A 19454-nucleotide genomic window follows, 5' to 3' on the forward strand; every position below is an offset into this window, starting at 1 on the left:
TTCAGAGCATCCTCAACGCCCGGCCGCTAAGCTGGCGGTCCTGTTTTCGCTGGAGCACCCCATGCGTGGATGGCACCGCCTTGCCCTTGCCAGCGTCCTGTCGCTGATCGCCGCGCCCGCGGCACTGGCCACAGAGCACCCGACCACTGCCGCGACGCCAGCCAGCGACGGCAATGCCCGCGAACAGGCGCTGCAGTCGTTCCAGCACGACCTGGTCAGCGTGCTGGCGCTGCGTGCCACCGCGCAGCCGCTGCTGGGCGCGGCCCTGCTGGCCCGCCCGCTGCCGAAACAGCCGAAGACCAACAGTTTCCACGCGCTGATCAACCGCGCCGCCGCGGCCGGCGACGCCGGCCCCGCCGTGCAATGGATGCGCCTCGCCGACTGCGACGCGAAGGCCGGCAACTGCCCGAACGCCACCGCGCTGCACAAGCTGACCGAACAGGCGCCGGACAACGCCGCCGTGTGGCTGCTCAAGCTGGGGCTCGACACCCGCGACATGAAGTCCGACGCGGCGCGCGAGGACCTGGCCAGGGCCGCCGCCGCCAAGTCCTACGACGACTACACCGGCAGCAGCCTCACCGCGCTGGCCAGCGTGGCGGATGCGCTGCCGCCGCCACCGGCCACCCTGGGCGCAGCCGGACCCGTCGGCGTACAGGCGCTGATCGTGCTGGGCAACGCCCGGCTGCAACCGCAACCCGCGCTGCCAGTGGTGGCCAAGCTGTGCGAGAACGCGGGCGACGACGCCGCGATCAAGGCCGACTGCCTCAAGCTCGGCAAGCTGCTCGAATGGGGTTCCAGCCCGCTGGCACGCTCGCTGGGCCTGCACCTGGACGAAGTGCTCGGCGATGCGGCCGCCCAGGCAGACGCGCGCAAGCAGCGCCGCGACCTGACCTGGCAGGTGCAGAACTATTCGCAGCTGGCGCTGCGCGCGCAGGACGACCCCGCGCTGGCGCAACAGCTGCTGGCCACCGCAAAGCAGGGTGGCACCGAGATGAGCCAGATGATCGCCGTGCTGCGCGCCAGCGGCGTCTCGACCACCGCGCCGGGCAGTTGGCAGCCCGCGGCGCCGGACGCCCCGGCACCGGCACACTCCCCATGACCGGAAACACCGGTTAGGCTTGGGCCACCTTCGCGGACCGGGGCGACCCATGCTTACGACGCTGGTGGCAAGCAGCAAGGGCGGATGCGGCAAGAGCACGCTGGCGACGCAACTGGCGTCGCACTGGGCACAGGCCGGGCAGCACACCGCCATCGTGGACGCCGACCATCAGGGCTCCAGCTACCGCTGGGCCGGCCGCCGCCCCGATCACGTGCCCGGCGTGCTGGGGCTGGAAGGCGGCCGCAAGGCGCTGCAGCGCATACCGCCGGACACGCAGCAACTGCTGATCGACACTGCGGCCGGTTCCGGCGAGCGCGAGCTCGAACCCTTCATCGAGCAGGCCGACGTGCTGCTGGTGCCGGTGCTGCCGTCCAGCTTCGACCTCGACGCCACCGCGCACTTCCTCGGCGAACTGCAGGCGATCAAGCGCATCAGGAGCGGCAAGCTGCCGGTGGCGCTGGTGGCGAACCGGCTCAAGCCGTGGACCCACGCCAGCCAGGACGCGGTAGAGCAGCTGGCCGCCGAATCGCCGTTCCCGATCGTCGCCCAGTTGCGCGACAGCCAGGCCTACGTGCTGCTCACTGCGCTGGGCAAAGGCATCTTCGATTACCAGTCCGAACAGGTGCGCAGCCACCAGCAGGACTGGAAGCCGCTGCTGCGCTGGATCAAGCGCCAGGCTGCCTGAGCACGCGGCATCCCATCTTTACCGGAGTCCTCCATGCACGAACTGATCCTGCTGCGCCACGCCGAAGCCCTGCCCGTCGACGGCCATGGCGATGATCGCCAGCGCCCGCTGAGCGAGCACGGTCGACGCGAAGCGCAAGATGCCGGCGCGTGGCTGGCCCGGCACAACGCGCGGCCGCTGCGCGCACTGTGCTCGCCGGCACGGCGCGCCGAGGAAACCGCGCAGCTGGCGCTGTCCGCGCTCGCCGACCCGCCGCCGCTGCAGCAGGCCGGCGAGATCTACGACGCCACGCCCGGCGAGCTGCTCGCCCTGCTCGACCAGCACACCGACGCCGGCACCGTGCTGCTGGTGGGCCACAATCCCGGCATCGAGCGGCTGGTGGCGCTGCTGGTGGAAGGCCGCTCGGACGAATTCCGCGGCATGCCGCCGGCCGGGCTGGCGGTGCTGCACCTCAGCGGCCCGCTGGAGCCGGCCAGCGCGCGACTGGATGCGTTCTGGTCGCCCTGACGCCCATCCCGCGGTCGCCGCGTGCGGCGACCGAACGGAATTCTCCGGTTCTTGTCTCAACGCGGGCTGCCTCGGGGCATGATGCCTCGCCTACTCCATCGTTCATGTCGTCTCGCCGGCTACTGCTCCCCGTCTTCCTGCTCGTCGCGCTGCTGCAAGGCTGCACGCTGAGCCGTGCGCAGATCCGCGAGGCCGGCGCCATCGTCGCCGCCAGCCCCGGCCGCGAGGACACCTGCCACCAGGCCGACCGCTGCGCCACGCCCTCGCCCCTGCTGGAGGCCGCGCAACAGGCGATCGCCGAGTCCGCGCCCGGGCATCCGGTCAACACCGTCACCCTGCTCGACGACAGCGAGGCCGCGCTGGCGGCGCGCATCAGCCTGATCCGGGCCGCGCAGCACAGCATCGACGTGCAAACCTACATCTGGGACGAGGACGACATCGGCCAGCTGGTGCTCAACGAGCTGGTGCAGGCCGCGCGGCGCGGGGTGCAGGTGCGCATCCTCGCCGACCAGCTGTTCTCCTTCGGCGACCTCGGCCTGCTCGACCGCCTCGCCCGGGTCAGCCCCAACCTCGAGGTGAAGCTGTACAACCCGACCTTCCACGACGCGCAGACGCCGCCGCTGGAATTCGCCGCCGGCATCGTGTGCTGTTTCATGAAGTTCAACCAGCGCATGCACAACAAGCTGCTGCTGGTGGACGACACCATCGGCATCACCGGCGGGCGCAACTACCAGAACCGCTATTTCAACTGGGACCCCGACTTCGACTACCTCGACCGCGACGTGATGGCCGGCGGCCCGGTGGGTCGCGAGATGGCCGACAGCTTCGCGCTGTTCTGGAACCACAGGCGTTCGGTGCCGCTGATCCGCCTGCGCGACGTCAACCGGCGCATCCGCAGCGACAGCGCCTCGCCCGGCTGGCCCGCGCCGCACTACACCGACCCGGCGCGCGTGGCGCGCGCCCAGGCCGAGGCGGAAGACCCCGACTGGCTCGCCGCCTGGATCGGCGACGACACGCTGCAGGTGAGCCAGGTGAACTACTTCAGCGACCTGCCGGCCAAGACCGACGAGCCACACAAGCGCAATGCCCGCGAACTCACCGCCCACATGATGCGCATGGTCGCCGACGCGAAGCACGAGGTGGTGCTGCAGACGCCCTACCTGGTGCTCAGCAAGCGCGCGCAGGACATCTTCAAGCGCTTGTACAAGGAAGATCCGCCGCCCAGCATCATCGTCTCCACCAACTCGCTGGCCGCCACCGACGCGTTCGCGGTATACGGGCTCTCCTACAAGCATCGTCGCCGCTACCTCACCGAATACGGCTTCCAGATCCACGAACTGAAGCCGCACGCCGACAGTGCCGAGGAGGCCTTCGAGGAAGCCAACGAGACCGAGGACGACGGCCCCGCCGGCACGCCCATCGCCACGCCCGGCAAGCCGCGCCACCGTTTTCCCGGCAACGAGCGCCGCCCCGGCGTGTTCGGCAGCAGCGGCAAGCGCAACCGCCCCGCCCCGCTGCGCAGCAACGGCCGCCGCTACAGCCTGCATGCCAAGTCGATGGTGGTGGACGACAGCTTCGCGATGGTCGGCTCGCACAACTTCGACCCGCGCTCCGACCACTACAACACCGAGGCCGGCGTGATCGTGCAGGATCCGCGCTTCGCCAGTGAACTGCGCGATTCCATCCTCGAGGACACCCTGCCGCAGAATGCCTGGACCATCGCCAAGCGCGAACCCACCATCCCCGTCCTCGGCAACATCAGCCAGGCCATCGGCAACATCTCGTCGCGGCTGCCGCTGTTCGACCTGTGGCCGTTCCGCTACGCCACCAGCTACGAGATCAAGCCCGGCTGCGCGCCGCTCGCCCCCGACAACCCGAAGTTCCAGCAGTGCTACACGCCGGTGGGCGACTTCCCCGATGTGGCGATCTCGCCCAAGCTGATCTACACGCGCTTGATCACAGCGTTCGGGGCGGGAGTGAAGGGCATCCTGTGATGGGTGGCCGAGGCCGCCTTCAGCCACGCAACAAGGCAGCCCTCTTCACGGCGCCACCTGGCGAACGCAGATGCCCGCTACGGCGCTTGCGCCACCTGGTGGTCGCCGCTGGTGAAGCGTATCGGCAGGTCACCACTGAGCCCGTCCGGATGATCGGCCGGCACCGCAAACCGCCAGCCACGCACGGTGGCCAATGCATGGGCATCGAGCACGGGGTCGCCGCTGGACTCCGCCAGCGCCGCATCGGTGACGCGACCGCTGCCGTCGATGGCAAGGTGCAGCAGCACGCGGCCACGCAGGTGGCCTTCCATCTTCGACCATGACACTGGCGCGTCCGGCATCGACAGCGGCACCAGCTCGGGCGGCGGCGCGGTTTCCTCGGCCTGCGCGCCGGTCACGACGGGCGGCAGCAGGACGCGATGCGTCACCGCCACGGCACGCCATGGACGCGCGGCCCGACGCTGCGGCGCACGGGCCGGTTCACGCACAGGCGTGCGAGCGTGATGCATGGCTGGCACAAAACCCGCCAAGCGCTCGCTGGGCCCGGCCCAGTCCGTATTGAAACCGCTAAGCCATTGCGTGCCGGCGATGCCGACGGCCAGCGTGACGAGACTCAGGGCGGTGGTGGTGCGCAGACGAAACATGGCGCCCTTTATGCGCCCGCACGGGCAAATCGCGGCTGAAGCCGGCTGCCCGGGGTTGATCGGAGTCCTCTGACCGTCAGCGTTCGAGAATCGCGGTAACACCCATGCCGCCCGCGGTGCAGATCGAGATCAGGCCGCGCCCCGAGCCCTTCTGTTCCAGCAGCTTGGCCAGCGTGGCGATGATGCGCGCGCCGGTGGCGGCGAAGGGGTGGCCCACCGCCAGGCTGGAGCCGTGCACGTTGAGCCTGGCCGGGTCGATCGTGCCCAGCGGCGCGTCCAGGCCCAGCCGGTTCTTGCAGTAGTCGGCGGATTCCCACGCGCGCAGCGTGCACAGCACCTGGGCGGCGAAGGCTTCGTGGATCTCGTAGTAGTCGAAGTCCTGCAGCGTGAGGCCGTTGCGCTTGAGCAGGCGTGGCACCGCCACCGTGGGCGCCATCAGCAGGCCTTCGCCATGCACGAAGTCGACCGCGGCCACCTCGGCATCGCGGAACCAGGCCTGGATCTTGAGGCCGCGCTGCGCGGCCCAGTCCTCGCTGGCCAGCAGCACCGCGGCAGCGCCGTCGGAGAGGCCGGTGGAATTGCCCGCGGTGAGCGTGCCCCGGCCCGAGGTCTTGTCGAACGCGGGCTTCAGCGCGGCGAGTTTGTCCATGCTGGTGTCGGGCCGCAGGAAGCCGTCGCGCTGGATGCCGCGGAACGGCACGACCAGGTCCTCGAAGAAGCCGGCATCGTAGGCGGCGGCAAGCTTGCGATGGCTGTCCAGCGCCAGCCGGTCCTGCGCCTCGCGGTCGATGTGCCACTGCTTCGCCATCTGCTCGCAATGGTCGCCCATCGACTTGCCGGTGCGCGGCTCGGCCACGCCGGGGAAGGAGGGCTTGAGCTCCTTCAGCGAGAAGCGGTGCAGCGCGATCTTCAGCTTGTCCTGCAGGGTCTTCGCGCGGTTGATCGCCAGCAGGCGCTTGCGTAGGCGGGTGCCGTAGACGATCGGCACGTCGCTGGTGGTGTCCGAGCCGGCGGCGATGCCGGCTTCGATCTGGCCCACCGCGATCTTGTTCGCCACGATGATCGCGTTGTCCAGCGAGGTGCCGCAGGCGCGCGCGGTGGTGATGCCAGGCGTGGTGGGGGCAAGGCCGGAGGAGAGCAGCGCCTCGCGCGCGAGGTTCCAGTCCGAGGCGTGCTTGATCACCGCGCCCAGCGCCACCTCGCCCAGTTCCACGCCGTGCAGGCCGTAGCGTTCGACCAGCGCGCCGAGCACCTTCACCGACATGCCGAAGTTGCCCACGTCGGCGTAGTCGGTGTTGTTGCGGCAGAAGGGAATCCGCACACCGCCGATCACGCCCACGCGCCGTTGCATCTGTTCCATGTCCAAGACGATCCAGAACCAAGCCCTGCGTGCAAGGCTAACCCGCGCCGCCACGGCGCGAAAGCGCGGCAGGCCGCACTATGCGGGATTTCGTTCACCGACCGGGCCGGCACACCGCCAGGGCACGGCACGCCCGCTTGCTAGAATGGCGGCTTTCCCCTCCCGGATTGCCCCGCCGTGGAAGCTTCCCCGCTGATCGCCCTGCCCATCGTGCTCGCGCTGGAACCGGTGGCCGGCGCCCCGATACGCGCCAGCCTGAGCCGTGACGAGGCGGACGAACTGGCCGGCCTGGTCGCCGCCGACCTGCACGCGTTGCTGCCGCAGGTGGCGCAGGCGCGGCTGGTGCTGGCGGGTGCGCTGTTCGATCCGGTGGAACTGCTGCGCCCCGGTTTCCCGGTGTGGGCCACGCTGGACGAGCTGGGCCGCCGCGTGCCACGCGCCGGCGTGGAACAGGTGGTGGCGTTCGGCAGCCACGAGGGGCGCATGCCGGCGCAGCCGCTGGAACCCGCGCCCCAATTCGCCGACGGCCCGATGCGCCTGTTGCCGCTGTCGCTGCTGGCGCCGGAGGCGCTCGCCGGGGAGCTGTCCGAGCAGATCGAGGTGCAGCTGGTCGGTCGTGGCGAGGCCGGTGCGCGCACCGCCGACTGGCTGATGCGCACGCTGGGTGCGCGACTGGAACACGCGCGCTACCTCAGCCGCAACGATCTGATGGCGCTCACCTGCGTGCAGTACGAACACGTCAACCTCGCGCCGCTGTGGAGCCTGCTGGAAGCAGCCCTGCTCACGCCCTACCGCAGCGAGGACGTGCTCAGCACACGCGGCCTCGCACTGCGCTACGAACAAGGTCGGGTGCTGGCGCAATCGCCCGCCGCGTGGCTGGCCGTCCAGGAGGGCGACCCTGCTGAACGCGCGCACGCCTTCGCCGGCATCGTGTTCGAGTTGCGCCAGTACGCCGCGCTGCTGGACGCGCACGCCCTGCCGCTGCGCCTGCAATCGGCGCCGGAAGCAGGCGACGAAGCCGGCTGGCTGCTGGACCCCGTGGCCGCAGCCGATCCGGCGTACGACGCGCCGCAGCTGTACGCCCACGAGGCGCCCGGCCTCGGCGTGGTCGCGGTCACCGTGGCGCAGCACGGCGCAGGCGGCCGTGCGCATGTGCTCGCCCATGGCTATCCGCTGCAACCGCGGGCGCTGGGACCGCTGCTGGCAACGCTGGCCGCCCGCCATGGCAGCACCGCCGAATTGCAGGCGCCGGGGCGCATCGTGCTGGACGAACAGGGCCGGCTCGCCGCCCCCGCGATGCCCCTGCACTGAGCCAGTCCCGGGCGTCGCTCTGGACGAAAAGCTGTCTGCACGAATCGTTCACATATCGGCTCGTGCAAACCGGTGGCCGGCGGGCGCATGATGCGCCGATACGGATGGCGACCGGTCTTTGCAGGCAGCGAAGATGTCCATGGCAGTGCAGCCCACCGACGGTGATCGGCCCGCTTCCGCGTTCTCGCCGGAGCTGGCCGGACTCGTGCTGCAGGACGCACCGGCACTGATCGCCTTCATCGACACCGGGCTGTGCTTCCGTTTCGTCAACGAGACCCATCGCCGCTGGTTCGGCGTCGCTCCCGCCCAGCTCATCGGCCGTCGCGTCAGCGAGGCGATGGACGCACAGAGCTACCTCGGCGCCCGCGCCGCGCTGTTGCAGGCCCTGGGCGGCCAGCCGACGCACTACGAGGGCGAGCTGGCCTGCGGCGGGCTGCGCCGCTACGTGCACGGGCATTTCCAGCCGGATCTCGACGACACCGGCCGCGTGCGCGGCATCATTACCGTGTTCACCGACATCACCGAACGGCACGCGCTGGAACTGCAGCTGCGCGAGAGCGAGCAGCGTTTCTCGCAGGCCTTCCAGCACGCCGCGATCGGCATGGCACTGATCCATCCCGACGGCCAGTTCATGCGCGTCAACGCCGCGCTGTGCGCGATGCTCGGCTACGCCGACACGGAACTGCTCGCGCGCAACTGGCGCGACATCACCCATCCTGACGACCTGGCCGCCAGCGCGGCGCTCGCGCGCCAGCTGGTCGATGGCAGCCGCGAGGCCTACCACACCGAGAAGCGCTACCTGCACCACGACGGCCACGCCGTGTACGTGCACCTCAGCGTGTCGCAGGTGCGCAACGACGCCGGCCGGCTGCGCTACGTGGTCACCCAGGTGCAGGACATCAGCCAGCGTCGCCACTTCGAAGACACGCTGTTCCGCGAACGCCAGCTCGCCGAGGCCACGCTCAGCTCGATCGGCGACGCGGTGCTGACCACCGACCCCGGCCTGCACGTGACCTCGCTCAACCCGATCGCCGAGGCGATGACCGGCTGGAGCGCCAGCGAAGCCAAGGGCCGGCGCATGGACGAGGTGTTCCGGCTGCACGACGCGGACAACAACGAGGCCGTCGAGAACCCGCTGCGCGAGGCGATCCGCCGCAACGCGATCGTCAACCTGTCCGGCAAGGTCGTGCTCGCCCACCGCAACGGCTTCGAGACGCCGATCGAGGATTCCGCCGCACCGATCCACGACCACGCCGGCAACGTGATCGGCGGCGTGCTGGTCTGCCATGACGTCAGCGAGAACCGGGCGCTGGCGCTGAAGATGATCCACCTCACCCAGCACGACACGCTCACCGGCCTGCCCAACCGCAGCCTGCTGCCGGTGCGCATCGAGCAGGCGGTGCACCGGGCCGCCCTGCACGACCGGCGCTGCGCGCTGCTGTACATGGACATGGACCACTTCCGGCGCGTCAACGAGGCGCTCGGCTACGAGGGCGGCGACCAGGTGATGCAGGCGGTGGCGCAGGGCCTGCGCGAGACGCTGCGCGAGGACGAGACCCTGTACCGCTATGTCGGCGACGAGTTCGTGCTGCTGCTGCCGCGCGTGGACGAACCCTGCGAGGCCACCGTGACGGCCGAGCGCCTGTTGCAGCAATGCGCACGCATCACGCTGCCGGGCACGCCGGCGTTGCAGGTGGGTGCCAGCATCGGCATCAGCGTGTTCCCCGACGACGCGGACAGCACCGACGCCCTGTTGCGCCACGCGGGCACGGCGATGTACGAGATGAAGGTGGCCGGCCGTGGCGGCTGGCGCCGTTACACCGCCGCGATGAGCGAACGCGCCGCCACGCTGCGCAACATCGAGCGATCGCTGCGCGACGCACTGGCGCACGACACGCTGGCACTGCATTACCAACCCATGGTGGACGCCCGCAACGGCTGCATCGTAGGCGCCGAGGCACTGCTGCGCTGGCAGGTCGACGGCCATGACGTGTTCGTGCCGGACCAGTTCATCCCGGTGGCCGAGGACAGCGGCCTGATCGCCGAGCTCGGCGAGTGGGTGTTGCGCCAGGCCTGCATGCAATCCCGGCAATGGCGGCAGCGCCAGCGCGCGATACCGATCTCGGTGAACGTGTCGCCGCTGCAGTTCCGGCACGAGCGCTTCTACCCGCAGCTCGACGCGCTGATGGATGCCTACGACATCGGCCCCGGCCAGCTGGAGCTGGAGCTGACCGAGCGCACGATGATGGCCGGCGGCGACGCCACCGCCCGGCTGTTGCAACGCATCCGCCAGCGCGGCGTGCGGCTGTCGCTGGACGACTTCGGCACCGGCTATTGCAGCCTGTCCTACCTCAAGCACTTTCCGGTCGACACGCTGAAGATCGACCGCAGCTTCGTGCACGATGTCGTCGTCGACGCCGACACTGCCGCGATCACCCGCGCGATCGTCGCGATGGCGCGCAGCCTCGGCAAGACGGTGGTCGCCGAGGGCGTGGAGACCGCCGCACAGGCCGACTTCCTGCACGAAGCCGGCTGCACCCTGCTGCAGGGTTTCCGCTACGGCGCACCGATGCCCGCGGCGGAACTCGAACGCTGGCTGGCCGCATCGGCGGCCTGATTCACCCAGATTCTCAGAGCACCTGCTCGTACATCGCGTAATGGCTGGGGCGCATGCCCAGCCCGGCGTAGGTCCGCTGCGCACGCCGGTTCTCCGCCTCCACGTACAGCCGCAGGCTTGCCGCGCGTGCTTCGCGGGCGCGACGCGCCACTTCGGCGTAGAGCGCGCGGAACACGCCGTCGCGACGCGCCTCCGGCAGGACGTACACGCTCTGGATCCACCAGTAGTCGCCGTTGCGCCAGTCGCTCCACTCGTAGGTGACCAGCAGTCCGCCCACGGCTGCGCCATCGCGTTCGGCGACTAGGTAGAGGCCACGCTGCGGTCGCTCGAACACGCCATGCACGCCGCGCTCCAGCACCGCCGGATCGAGTTCCAGGCCTTCGGTTTCGCGCGCCATCGCCGCGTTCCAGGCACACAGCGCGGGAATGTCGGCGACGGTGGCGGGACGGATCGACAGGGTCATCTTCAGCACTTCCGGCAAGGAGCAAGACACGCATCGTAGCGCGCGTCGCCTTCACGTTCGGCCGCGTAAGGTCGATCCGTCACCGATGCGCATCGGTGCGTCCCCGGCGATCCGGTCGCGACGATCCGATCGCGCTGATTCCTGTAGGAAACCGCTTTGAACATCGGCAAACTCCCCGACCTGCTGCGGCTGCGTCGTCTGCGCGCGTTCCGCCGCCGCGCCGCACATCGTGCCCGGCGCGAGCCGGAGCCGGCGCTGCGCGCGGAGCTGTTCAGCGCCGAACAGATGGAGCGTCACGGCCGCACGCTGGCTGCGCAGCACCGGCTGAGCCCGAGTCGCCACACCGACCTGCTGCTGGCCCGGCTGACCGACAACGAGGCGGTGCTGATCCACGCCTGCGAGCGGCTCACTCCCGCCACCCGCCAGGGTCGCCGCATCACACCTGCGGGCGAATGGCTGCTGGACAATTTCTACCTGGTCGAGGAACAGGTACGCATCGCCCGTCGCCACCTGCCCAAGGGCTACAGCCGCGAACTGCCGCGCCTCGCGCACGGACCGTCGGCCGGGCTGCCGCGCGTGTACGACATCGCGCAGGAGGTGATCGCGCACGGCGACGGCCGCGTCGACATCGCGAGCCTGCGCCGCTTCGTCAACGCCTACCAGACGGTGGCGCCGCTGAAGCTGGGCGAGCTGTGGGCGATCCCGATCATGCTGCGACTGGCGCTGATCGAGAACCTGCGCCGCGTCGCCGCCCGGGTGATCACCGACTGGCGCGACCGCGGCAAGGCCGCGCGCTGGGCGGACCGCCTCACCGCCACCGCCGAGCGCGACCCCGGCAACGTGGTGCTGGTGGTCGCCGACATGGCACGCGCGCAGCCGCCGATGAACGGACCGTTCGTGGCCGAGCTGTCGCGCCGGCTGCAGGGCCAGGGCCCGGCACTGGCGTTGCCGCTGGGCTGGATCGAGCAGCGCCTCGCTCAGTCCGGCCTCAGCGTGGAGCACCTGGTGCAGTTGGAGGCCCAGCAGCAGGCGGCGAACCAGGTGTCGATCGGCAACAGCATCGGCAGCCTGCGCGCGCTGTCGGCGATCGACTGGCGCACCTTCGTCGAGCACACCAGCCTGGTCGAGCGCACGCTGCGGCAGGATCCCGCCGGCGTCTATGCGGCGATGGATTTCGCCACCCGCGACGATTACCGCCACGCGGTGGAGCGGTTGGCGCGCCGCCACCGGCTGGATGAACGCGCGGTGGCGGAAGCCGCGATCACGCTGTGCCGCCGCGCCGTCGACGACGACGCCCCGGCGCTGCAGCGCCATGCGGGCAACTGGCTGATCGCCGCGGGGCGACCCGCGCTGGAACAGGCGCTGGACGTGCGTGCGCCGTTCGGCGAACGGCTGCGCCGGCTGTTCGACCGCGCACCGCTGCCGATCTACCTGGGCCTGCTGGCCGTGCTCACGTTCGCGTTCGCGCAGCCGCTGCTGGCCACGGTGGCGCGCGACGACTTTCCGCTGTGGGCATTGCTGGTCATCACGCTGCCGGCCGTACTCGTGGCCAGCCAGCTCGCGCTGAGCCTGCTCAACTGGCTGGCCACGCTGAGCCTGCATCCCCAGCGATTGCCGCGCATGGACTACGCCGACGGCATTCCTGCCGAGGCACGCACGCTGGTGGCAATCCCCTGCCTGATCGGCGACGCGCACGACGTGGAAACGCTGGTCGAGGCACTGGAGGTGCGCTTCCTCGGCAACCGCGACCAGCACCTGCATTTCGCCCTGCTCACCGACTTCGCCGACGCGAACACGGAGACCCTGCCTGGCGACGACGCCCTGCTGCGGCTGGCGCGGCTGCGCATCGAGGCGCTCAACGAGCACCATGCCGACACAGGTGTCGACCGCTTCTTCCTGCTGCACCGGCCACGCCGCTGGAACGCCGGCGAGCACCGCTGGATGGGCCGCGAGCGCAAGCGCGGCAAGCTGGCCGATCTCAATGCGATCCTGCGCGATCAGGGCGCCGGCCGCTTCCAGCTGGTCGCAGGCGATCTCGCCGCGCTGCCGCCGGTGCGCTACGTGATCACGCTGGACACCGACACCCAGCTGCCGCGCGATGCCGCCGCGCAATTCGTGGGCACGCTGGACCATCCGCTCAACCGTCCGAATTACGATCCGCGCAAGGGCCGCGTCACCACCGGCCACGGCATCCTGCAGCCGCGCGTGGGCATCAGCCTGCCCAGTACCGCGCGTTCGCGCTACGCGCGGCTGTTCGGCAGCGACGCCGGCATCGATCCCTACACGCGCATGGTCTCGGACGTGTACCAGGACGTGTTCGGCGAGGGCTCGTTCATCGGCAAGGGCATCTACGACATCGATGCGTTCGAGATCTCGCTGGACGATCGCTTCCCCGACAACCGCATCCTCAGCCACGACCTGATCGAGGGCTGCCACGCACGCTCCGCCCTGCTCAGCGACGTGCAGCTGTACGAGGAACACCCCGTGCGCTACCAGGACGACGTACAGCGCCGGCACCGCTGGATCCGCGGCGACTGGCAGCTGCTGCCCTGGCTGCTGCCGTGGGCCCCGGCCGCGAACGGCCGCTGGCGGCGCAACGCGCTCAGTGCGCTGTCGCGCTGGAAGATCCTCGACAACCTGCGCCGCAGCCTGGTGCCCGTCGCGCTGCTCGCGCTGCTCGCGCTGGGCTGGCTGGCGCTGACGCCGGTGCTGTCGTGGACGCTGGCCGTGCTGGCCATGGTGCTGGTGCCGCCGCTGCTGTCGGCGCTGCTGGAGCTGGTGCAGAAGCAGCATGACGTGCAGCTGGAGCAGCATCTGCGCGCGGCGCTGACCGCCGCCGGCCAGCATCTCGGCCGCATCGTGCTGCATCTCGCGTGGCTGCCGCACGAGGCGTTGTACAGCCTCGACGCCATCGCGCGCACGCTGTGGCGCACACTGGTGAGCCATCGCCACCTGCTGCAGTGGCGCAGCTCGGCCGAAGTCATGCGTGCCAGCCGCCACGCGCCGGTCGCGCTGTGGCGCTTGCTATGGATTGCGCCATGCACGGCGCTGGTGTTGGCGGCGCTGCTGCTCGACGGGCGCCCGGCGGCGCTGCCGGTGGCCGCGCCGCTGCTCCTGCTGTGGCTGTTCGCGCCCACGATCGCGTGGTGGATCGGCCTGCCGCGCCGCGAGCGCGTGGCCGCTCCGACTACTGCGCAGCGGCAATTCCTGCGCCAGCTCGCGCGCAAGACCTGGGCCTTCTTCGACACCGAGGTGAACGCGGAGCACCACTGGCTGCCGCCGGACAACATCCAGGAACAGCCGGTGGCGGCCGTCGCCCAGCGCACCTCGCCCACCAACATCGGGCTGGCGCTGCTGGCGAACCTCGCCGCGCACGACTTCGGCTGGCTGGGCACGGGCCGCCTGCTCGAACGCAGCGCGCAGACGCTGGACACGCTGCAGGCGCTGCCGCGCCACCGCGGCCACTGGTACAACTGGTACGACACGCAAACTCTGCAGCCGCTGCCGCCGCTGTACGTGTCGACGGTGGACAGCGGCAACCTCGCCGGGCACCTGCTTACCCTGCGCCCCGGCCTGCTGGAACTCATCGACGAACCGGTGTTCCGCGACGCCGCGCTGCGCGGCCTGCGCGACAGCTGGCGGGTGCTGCAATCCGCCTGGCCGCGCGATGCCGATGACATCGCCACGACGCCGTTGCGCGAACTGGACACCGCGCTGGCCGAACCACCCGCCAGCACCGGCGCCGCGCTGGCCGTGCTCGAACGCCAGCTCGGCCACGCGCTGGCGCTGGCTTCGCCCGAGGACGGGGAAGCCGCGTTCTGGCTCGCGGCGTTGCAAACACAATGCCGCGAACTGCGCGACGAGACCCAGGCCTGCCACCTCGATCCACCGGCTGACGACGATGGCGGCTTCCGCGGCATCCCCAGCCTGCGCCAGCTCGCGCGCATCGAACCGCTGTGCTGGCCAGGCGCGGCGCAGGCCGAGCGCCGCCGCGAGCACGCACGCGAGCGCATCGCGCGCATCGAGCAGCTGGCGCAGCAGGCCGCCGCGCTGGCGCAGATGGACTGGCGCTTCCTGTACGACGGCGCGCGCGACCTGCTGGCGATCGGCTACAACGTGGACGAGCGCCGGCTCGATGCCGGCTACTACGACCTGCTCGCCTCCGAGGCGCGGCTGGCCAGCTTCGTGGCGATCGCACAGGGCCAGCTGCCGCAGGACAACTGGTTCACCCTGGGCCGCCTGCTCGCCACCAGCGACGGCGAACCGGTGCTGCTGTCGTGGACCGGCTCGATGTTCGAGTACCTGATGCCCGCGCTGGTGATGCCCGCCTATGAAGGCAGCCTGCTCGACCAGAGTTGCCGCGCCGCGGTGGCGCGGCAGATCGACTACGGCCGCCGGCTCGACCTGCCGTGGGGGGTGTCCGAATCCGGCTACAACGCGTTCGATGCCCACCTCAACTACCAGTACCGCGCGTTCGGCGTGCCGGGGCTGGGACTGAAGCGCGGGCTGGGCGACGACGTGGTGATCGCGCCCTACGCCAGCATGATGGCCGCGATGGTGGCGCCCGCCGCCGCCGCGCGGAACCTGCAGCGGTTCGCCGCATTCGACATGGCCGGCCGCTACGGCATGTACGAGGCGCTGGACTGCACGCCGGCGCGGCTGCCACGCGGCGCGGACAGCGTGGTGGTGCGCTCGTTCATGGCGCACCACCAGGGCATGGGCCTGCTGGCGCTGGACCACGCCCTGCTCGGCCAGCCGATGCAGCGCCGTTTCACGGCCGACCCGCAGTTCCGCGCCACCAGCCTGCTGCTGCAGGAACGCGTGCCGCGCACCGCGGCGGAATACCTGCACACCACCGGCTTCCCCGAGCTGGCCGGGAACCTGCGCGCCGCCGAGGCGCGGCTGCGCGTGTTCATCGATCCCGACCGCCCGCGCCCCGCCGTGCAGCTGCTGTCCAACGGCCGCTACCACGTGATGGTGTCCGGTGCGGGCGGCGGCTACAGCCGCTGCCGCGAACTGGCGGTGACGCGCTGGCGCGAGGACGTCACGCGCGACCACTGGGGCATGTTCGGCTACCTGCGCGACGTGGCCAGCGGCGTGTACTGGTCGGTGGCGCACCAGCCGGTGTGCCGCAAGACCGAGTTGTACGAGGCGATCTTCTCCGACGCCCGCGCCGAGTTCCGCGTGCGCGAGCGCGACTTCGACGCGCACACCGAGATCGTGGTGTCGCCGGAGGACGACATCGAGCTGCGCCGCACCCGCCTCACCAACCGCGGCCGCGCGCGCCGCGTGATCGAGCTGACCACCTATGCCGAGGTGGTGCTGGCGCCGCCCGTGGCCGACATGTTGCATCCCGCCTTCAGCAAGCTGTTCGTCGAGACCGAGCTGCTGCCCGAACTGCAGGCCATCGTGTGCAGCCGCCGTCCGCGCGCCGCCGACGAGGCGGTGCCGTGGCTGTGCCACCTGCTCGCGGTGCATGGCGCCGACGTGGCGGCGATCTCCTACGAGACCGACCGCGCACGCTTCCTCGGCCGCGGCCGCGAACCGGCGCGGCCGCTGGCGATGGAGCAGGAAACCCTGTCCGGCAGCGCCGGCGCGGTACTCGATCCGGTGGTGGCGATCCGCTGCCGCATCGCGCTGGAGCCGGAGCAGTCGGCCACGCTGGACGTGGTCACCGGCCTCGCCGACAGCCGCGAGGCCTGCCTGCGGCTGATCGGCAAGTACCGCGACCGCCATCTCGCCAACCGCGTGTTCGACCTCGCCTGGACGCACAGCCAGGTGCTGCTGCGCCAGCTCAACGCCAGCCTGGTCGAGGCACAGTTGTACGAGCAGATGGCCACCGCGATCCTCTACCCCAACGCCACGCTGCGCGCGGAAAGCGGCACGCTGACGGCGAACCGCCGCGGCCAGTCCGGCCTGTGGGGCCAGGGCGTGTCCGGCGACCTGCCGATCGTGCTGCTCAGCATCGCCGATCCCGCGCGCATCGAACTGGTGCGCCAGGTGCTGCAGGCACATGCGTACTGGCGGCTGAAGGGGCTGGCGGTGGACCTGGTGATCTGGAACGAGGATCGCGCCGGCTACCGCCAGGAACTGCACGACGCGATCCTGGGCCTGATCGCCTCGGGCAGCGAGGCGGCCCTGCTCGACCGCCCCGGCGGCATCTTCGTGCGCGCCGCGCAGCCGCTGTCCGGCGAGGACCGGCTGGTGATGCTGGCCGCCGCGCGCATCATGCTGGCCGACCATCGCGGCAACCTCGCCGAGCAGGTGCAGCGGCGGCGGGTGGAACCCACGCTGCCGCCGCAGGTGCCGGAGTGGGCGCGTCGCGCCGCGCAGGCCGCCGCGCCACCCGCGAACGCCGCGTTGCCGCAGCTGCCGCCGGGCCACTTCGCCGCGGACGGCCGCGAGTACGTCATCGTGCTCGACCCCGGCCGGCCCACGCCCGCGCCATGGGCGAACGTGCTGGCGAACCCGCGCTTCGGCACGGTGGTTTCCGAGAGCGGCAGCGCCTACACGTGGAGCGAGAACGCGCACGAGTTCCGCCTCACGCCCTGGCACAACGATCCGGTCGGCGACGGCGGCGGCGAGGCGCTGTACCTGCGCGACGAGGACAGCGGCCTGTACTGGTCGCCCACCCCGCTGCCCTGCCGCGGCAGCGGGCGCTACGTCACCCGCCACGGCTTCGGCTACAGCGTGTTCGAGCACGTCGAGGACGGCATCCGCTCCGAACTCACGGTCTACGTGGCCGTGGACGCGCCGGTGAAGTTCTTGCTGCTGAAGCTGCGCAACGACTCCGGCCGCGCGCGCCGGCTCTCCCTCACCGCCTATGTGGAATGGCTGCTCGGCGACCTGCGCGAGAAGTGCGCGATGCACGTGGTCACCGAACCGGAACCGCGCAGCGGCGCGCTGCTCGCGCGCAATGCGTACAACACCGAATTCCCGGGCCGCACGGCCTTCCTCGACATGGACGTCGCCGAGCGCAGCCTCGGCGGCGACCGCGGCGAATTCATCGGCCGCAACGGCAGCCTCGCCGCGCCCGCCGCGCTGGGCCGCGCGCAATTGTCCGGCCGGCTGGGCGCGGGGCTGGACCCCTGCGGCGCGCTGCAGGGCCGGCTCGCGCTGGACGACGGCGAGGAACGCACGCTCGCCGTCCGCCTCGGCGTGGGCCGCGACGGCACGGATGCCGCCGCCCTGGCGCAACGCTTCCGCGGCAGCGCCGCCGCGGTCGAAGCACTGGAGCAGGTGCATGCGCAATGGGAACGCATCCTGGGCGCGGTACAGGTGCGCACGCCCGAACCCGCGCTGGACGTGCTTGCCAACGGCTGGCTGCCCTACCAGACCCTGGCCTGCCGCTTCTGGGCGCGCAGCGGCTACTACCAGAGCGGCGGCGCGTTCGGCTTCCGCGACCAGCTGCAGGACTCGATGGCGCTGCTGCACGCCGCGCCGGAACTGGCACGCGCCCAGCTGCTGCTGTGCGCCGCGCACCAGTTTCCCGAAGGCGACGTGCAGCACTGGTGGCATCCGCCGCTGGACCGCGGCGTGCGCACGCGCTGCTCCGACGACTTCCTGTGGCTGCCGCTGGCCGCCGCGCGCTACGTGCTGGCCACCGGCGACCACGCGGTGCTGGACGAAGTCGTGGGCTACATCGAAGGCCGCCCGCTGCACGGCGACGAGGAGTCCTACTACGACCTGCCGCAGCACTCGCCGCTGGCCGAGCCGCTGTACCGCCACTGCGTGCGCGCGATCGAGCGCGGCCTCGCCGCGCGCGGCCCGCACGGCCTGCCGCCGATCGGCAGCGGCGACTGGAACGACGGCATGAACCGCGTGGGCGAACGCGGCATCGGCGAAAGCGTGTGGCTGGGCTGGTTCGAATGTGCCTTGCTGGCCGACTTCGCCGAAGTCGCCGCGCTGCGCGGCGACGCCGACTTCGCGCGTCGCTGCCGCGACGAAACCGCCACGCTGCGCGAGGCGCTGGAACGCCACGCCTGGGACGGCGACTGGTACCGCCGCGCCTGGTTCGACGACGGCACGCCGCTGGGCTCCGTCGCCAACGAGGAATGCCGCATCGACTCCATCGCGCAGAGCTGGTCGGTGCTCAGCGGCGCCGGCGAACCCGGACGCCAGCGCCAGGCGATGGACGCGCTGGACCGCCACCTGGTACGTCGCGATGCCGGCCTGGTGCAGCTGCTGGACCCGCCGTTCGACAAGTCGGCCCTCGACCCCGGCTACATCAAGGGCTACCTGCCCGGCGTGCGCGAGAACGGCGGCCAGTACACCCACGCCGCGATCTGGGCCGCGATGGCCTTCGCGAAACTCGGCGACGCGGCGCGCGCCTGGGAGCTGGCGCGCATGATCGCGCCCGCCCGCCGCGGCGAGGACGCCACCCAGGTCGAGATCTACAAGGTGGAACCCTACGTGGTCTGCGCCGACGTCTACGCGGTGGAGCCGCACACCGGCCGCGGCGGCTGGAGCTGGTACACCGGTTCCGCCGGCTGGCTGTACCGGCTGCTCGTCGAATCCCTGCTCGGCCTGCGCCTCGACGCCGGCAAGCTGCGCCTCGCCCCGCTGCTGCCGCCGGAATGGGATGGCTTTGAGCTGGACTATCGCCACCGTGGCACCTCCTATGGCATCCGCGTGCGCCAGTGCGCGGCCGGCACGGAAGGCAGCGTGCGGCTGGATGGCGTGCTGCAGGCGGATGGTGGCATCCCGCTGCACGACGACGGCGTGGAGCACCTCGTGGAAGTCGAACATCCGCGGGTGGCGTAAACCACCCTCGC

General features: G+C 71.0%; 10 protein-coding genes. 7 read left to right on the forward strand and 3 right to left on the reverse strand.

Going from position 1 to position 19454, the window contains the following annotated elements; translation table 11 throughout:
* The first annotated feature begins 61 nt into the window (after positions 1 to 61).
* From ABQJ54_RS07135 to ABQJ54_RS07150, 4 genes are all read left to right on the forward strand, one after another.
* Entirely contained in the window at positions 62 to 1099 is a 1038-nt protein-coding gene (locus ABQJ54_RS07135) for a hypothetical protein (protein WP_367853606.1), read from the forward strand.
* Between the two features lie 49 nt (positions 1100 to 1148).
* On the forward strand, positions 1149 to 1784 hold the full coding sequence (locus ABQJ54_RS07140) for a nucleotide-binding protein (protein WP_367853607.1): 636 nt from the start codon (positions 1149 to 1151) through the stop codon (positions 1782 to 1784).
* 33 nt (positions 1785 to 1817) lie between these two features.
* Positions 1818 to 2291 carry a SixA phosphatase family protein gene (locus ABQJ54_RS07145; protein WP_367853608.1) on the forward strand — a complete coding sequence of 158 codons (474 nt, stop codon included), beginning with the start codon at positions 1818 to 1820 and terminating at the stop codon, positions 2289 to 2291.
* A 104-nt stretch (positions 2292 to 2395) separates the two neighbouring features.
* A complete protein-coding gene (locus ABQJ54_RS07150; RefSeq protein ID WP_367853609.1) occupies positions 2396 to 4285 on the forward strand; it encodes a phospholipase D-like domain-containing protein in 1890 nt (629 codons plus the stop codon).
* 77 nt (positions 4286 to 4362) lie between these two features.
* On the opposite strand, the gene ABQJ54_RS07155 is transcribed toward ABQJ54_RS07150, so the two are convergent.
* Both ABQJ54_RS07155 and ABQJ54_RS07160 read right to left on the reverse strand, forming a co-directional pair.
* A complete protein-coding gene (locus ABQJ54_RS07155; RefSeq protein ID WP_367853610.1) occupies positions 4363 to 4929 on the reverse strand; it encodes an energy transducer TonB family protein in 567 nt (188 codons plus the stop codon).
* A 76-nt stretch (positions 4930 to 5005) separates the two neighbouring features.
* Complete coding sequence (locus ABQJ54_RS07160) at positions 5006 to 6289, reverse strand: acetyl-CoA C-acetyltransferase (protein ID WP_367853611.1); 1284 nt, start codon at positions 6287 to 6289, stop codon at positions 5006 to 5008.
* 177 nt (positions 6290 to 6466) lie between these two features.
* On the opposite strand from ABQJ54_RS07160, the gene ABQJ54_RS07165 reads away from it, so the two are divergent.
* Both ABQJ54_RS07165 and ABQJ54_RS07170 read left to right on the forward strand, forming a co-directional pair.
* Positions 6467 to 7600, forward strand: coding sequence for a hypothetical protein (locus ABQJ54_RS07165; RefSeq protein WP_367853612.1), 1134 nt, complete (start codon positions 6467 to 6469; stop codon positions 7598 to 7600).
* A 139-nt stretch (positions 7601 to 7739) separates the two neighbouring features.
* Positions 7740 to 10217: a sensor domain-containing protein gene (locus ABQJ54_RS07170; protein ID WP_367853613.1), complete on the forward strand. Its 2478-nt coding sequence runs from the start codon at positions 7740 to 7742 to the stop codon at positions 10215 to 10217.
* 13 nt (positions 10218 to 10230) lie between these two features.
* On the opposite strand, the gene ABQJ54_RS07175 is transcribed toward ABQJ54_RS07170, so the two are convergent.
* The gene (locus ABQJ54_RS07175) at positions 10231 to 10680 is read right to left on the reverse strand and encodes a GNAT family N-acetyltransferase (RefSeq protein WP_367853614.1); all 450 of its coding nucleotides are present in this window, start codon (positions 10678 to 10680) and stop codon (positions 10231 to 10233) included.
* A 156-nt stretch (positions 10681 to 10836) separates the two neighbouring features.
* Here ABQJ54_RS07175 and ABQJ54_RS07180 point away from each other — a divergent pair, with 156 nt between their 5' ends.
* Entirely contained in the window at positions 10837 to 19443 is an 8607-nt protein-coding gene (locus ABQJ54_RS07180; RefSeq protein WP_367853615.1) for a glycoside hydrolase family 94 protein, read from the forward strand.
* Positions 19444 to 19454: the final 11 nt, after the last annotated feature.

It is taken from the genome of Rhodanobacter lycopersici, from assembly GCF_040812335.1.
GTDB classification, from domain to species: domain Bacteria; phylum Pseudomonadota; class Gammaproteobacteria; order Xanthomonadales; family Rhodanobacteraceae; genus Rhodanobacter_A; species Rhodanobacter_A lycopersici.

Coding starts and splice junctions, on each gene's coding strand:
- ABQJ54_RS07135 (WP_367853606.1), top strand. CDS start 62: ATGCGTGGATGGCACCGCCTTGCCCTTGCCAGCGTCCTGTCGCTGATC.
- ABQJ54_RS07140 (WP_367853607.1), top strand. CDS start 1,149: ATGCTTACGACGCTGGTGGCAAGCAGCAAGGGCGGATGCGGCAAGAGC.
- ABQJ54_RS07145 (WP_367853608.1), top strand. CDS start 1,818: ATGCACGAACTGATCCTGCTGCGCCACGCCGAAGCCCTGCCCGTCGAC.
- ABQJ54_RS07150 (WP_367853609.1), top strand. CDS start 2,396: ATGTCGTCTCGCCGGCTACTGCTCCCCGTCTTCCTGCTCGTCGCGCTG.
- ABQJ54_RS07155 (WP_367853610.1), bottom strand. CDS start 4,929: ATGTTTCGTCTGCGCACCACCACCGCCCTGAGTCTCGTCACGCTGGCC.
- ABQJ54_RS07160 (WP_367853611.1), bottom strand. CDS start 6,289: ATGGAACAGATGCAACGGCGCGTGGGCGTGATCGGCGGTGTGCGGATT.
- ABQJ54_RS07170 (WP_367853613.1), top strand. CDS start 7,740: ATGGCAGTGCAGCCCACCGACGGTGATCGGCCCGCTTCCGCGTTCTCG.
- ABQJ54_RS07175 (WP_367853614.1), bottom strand. CDS start 10,680: ATGACCCTGTCGATCCGTCCCGCCACCGTCGCCGACATTCCCGCGCTG.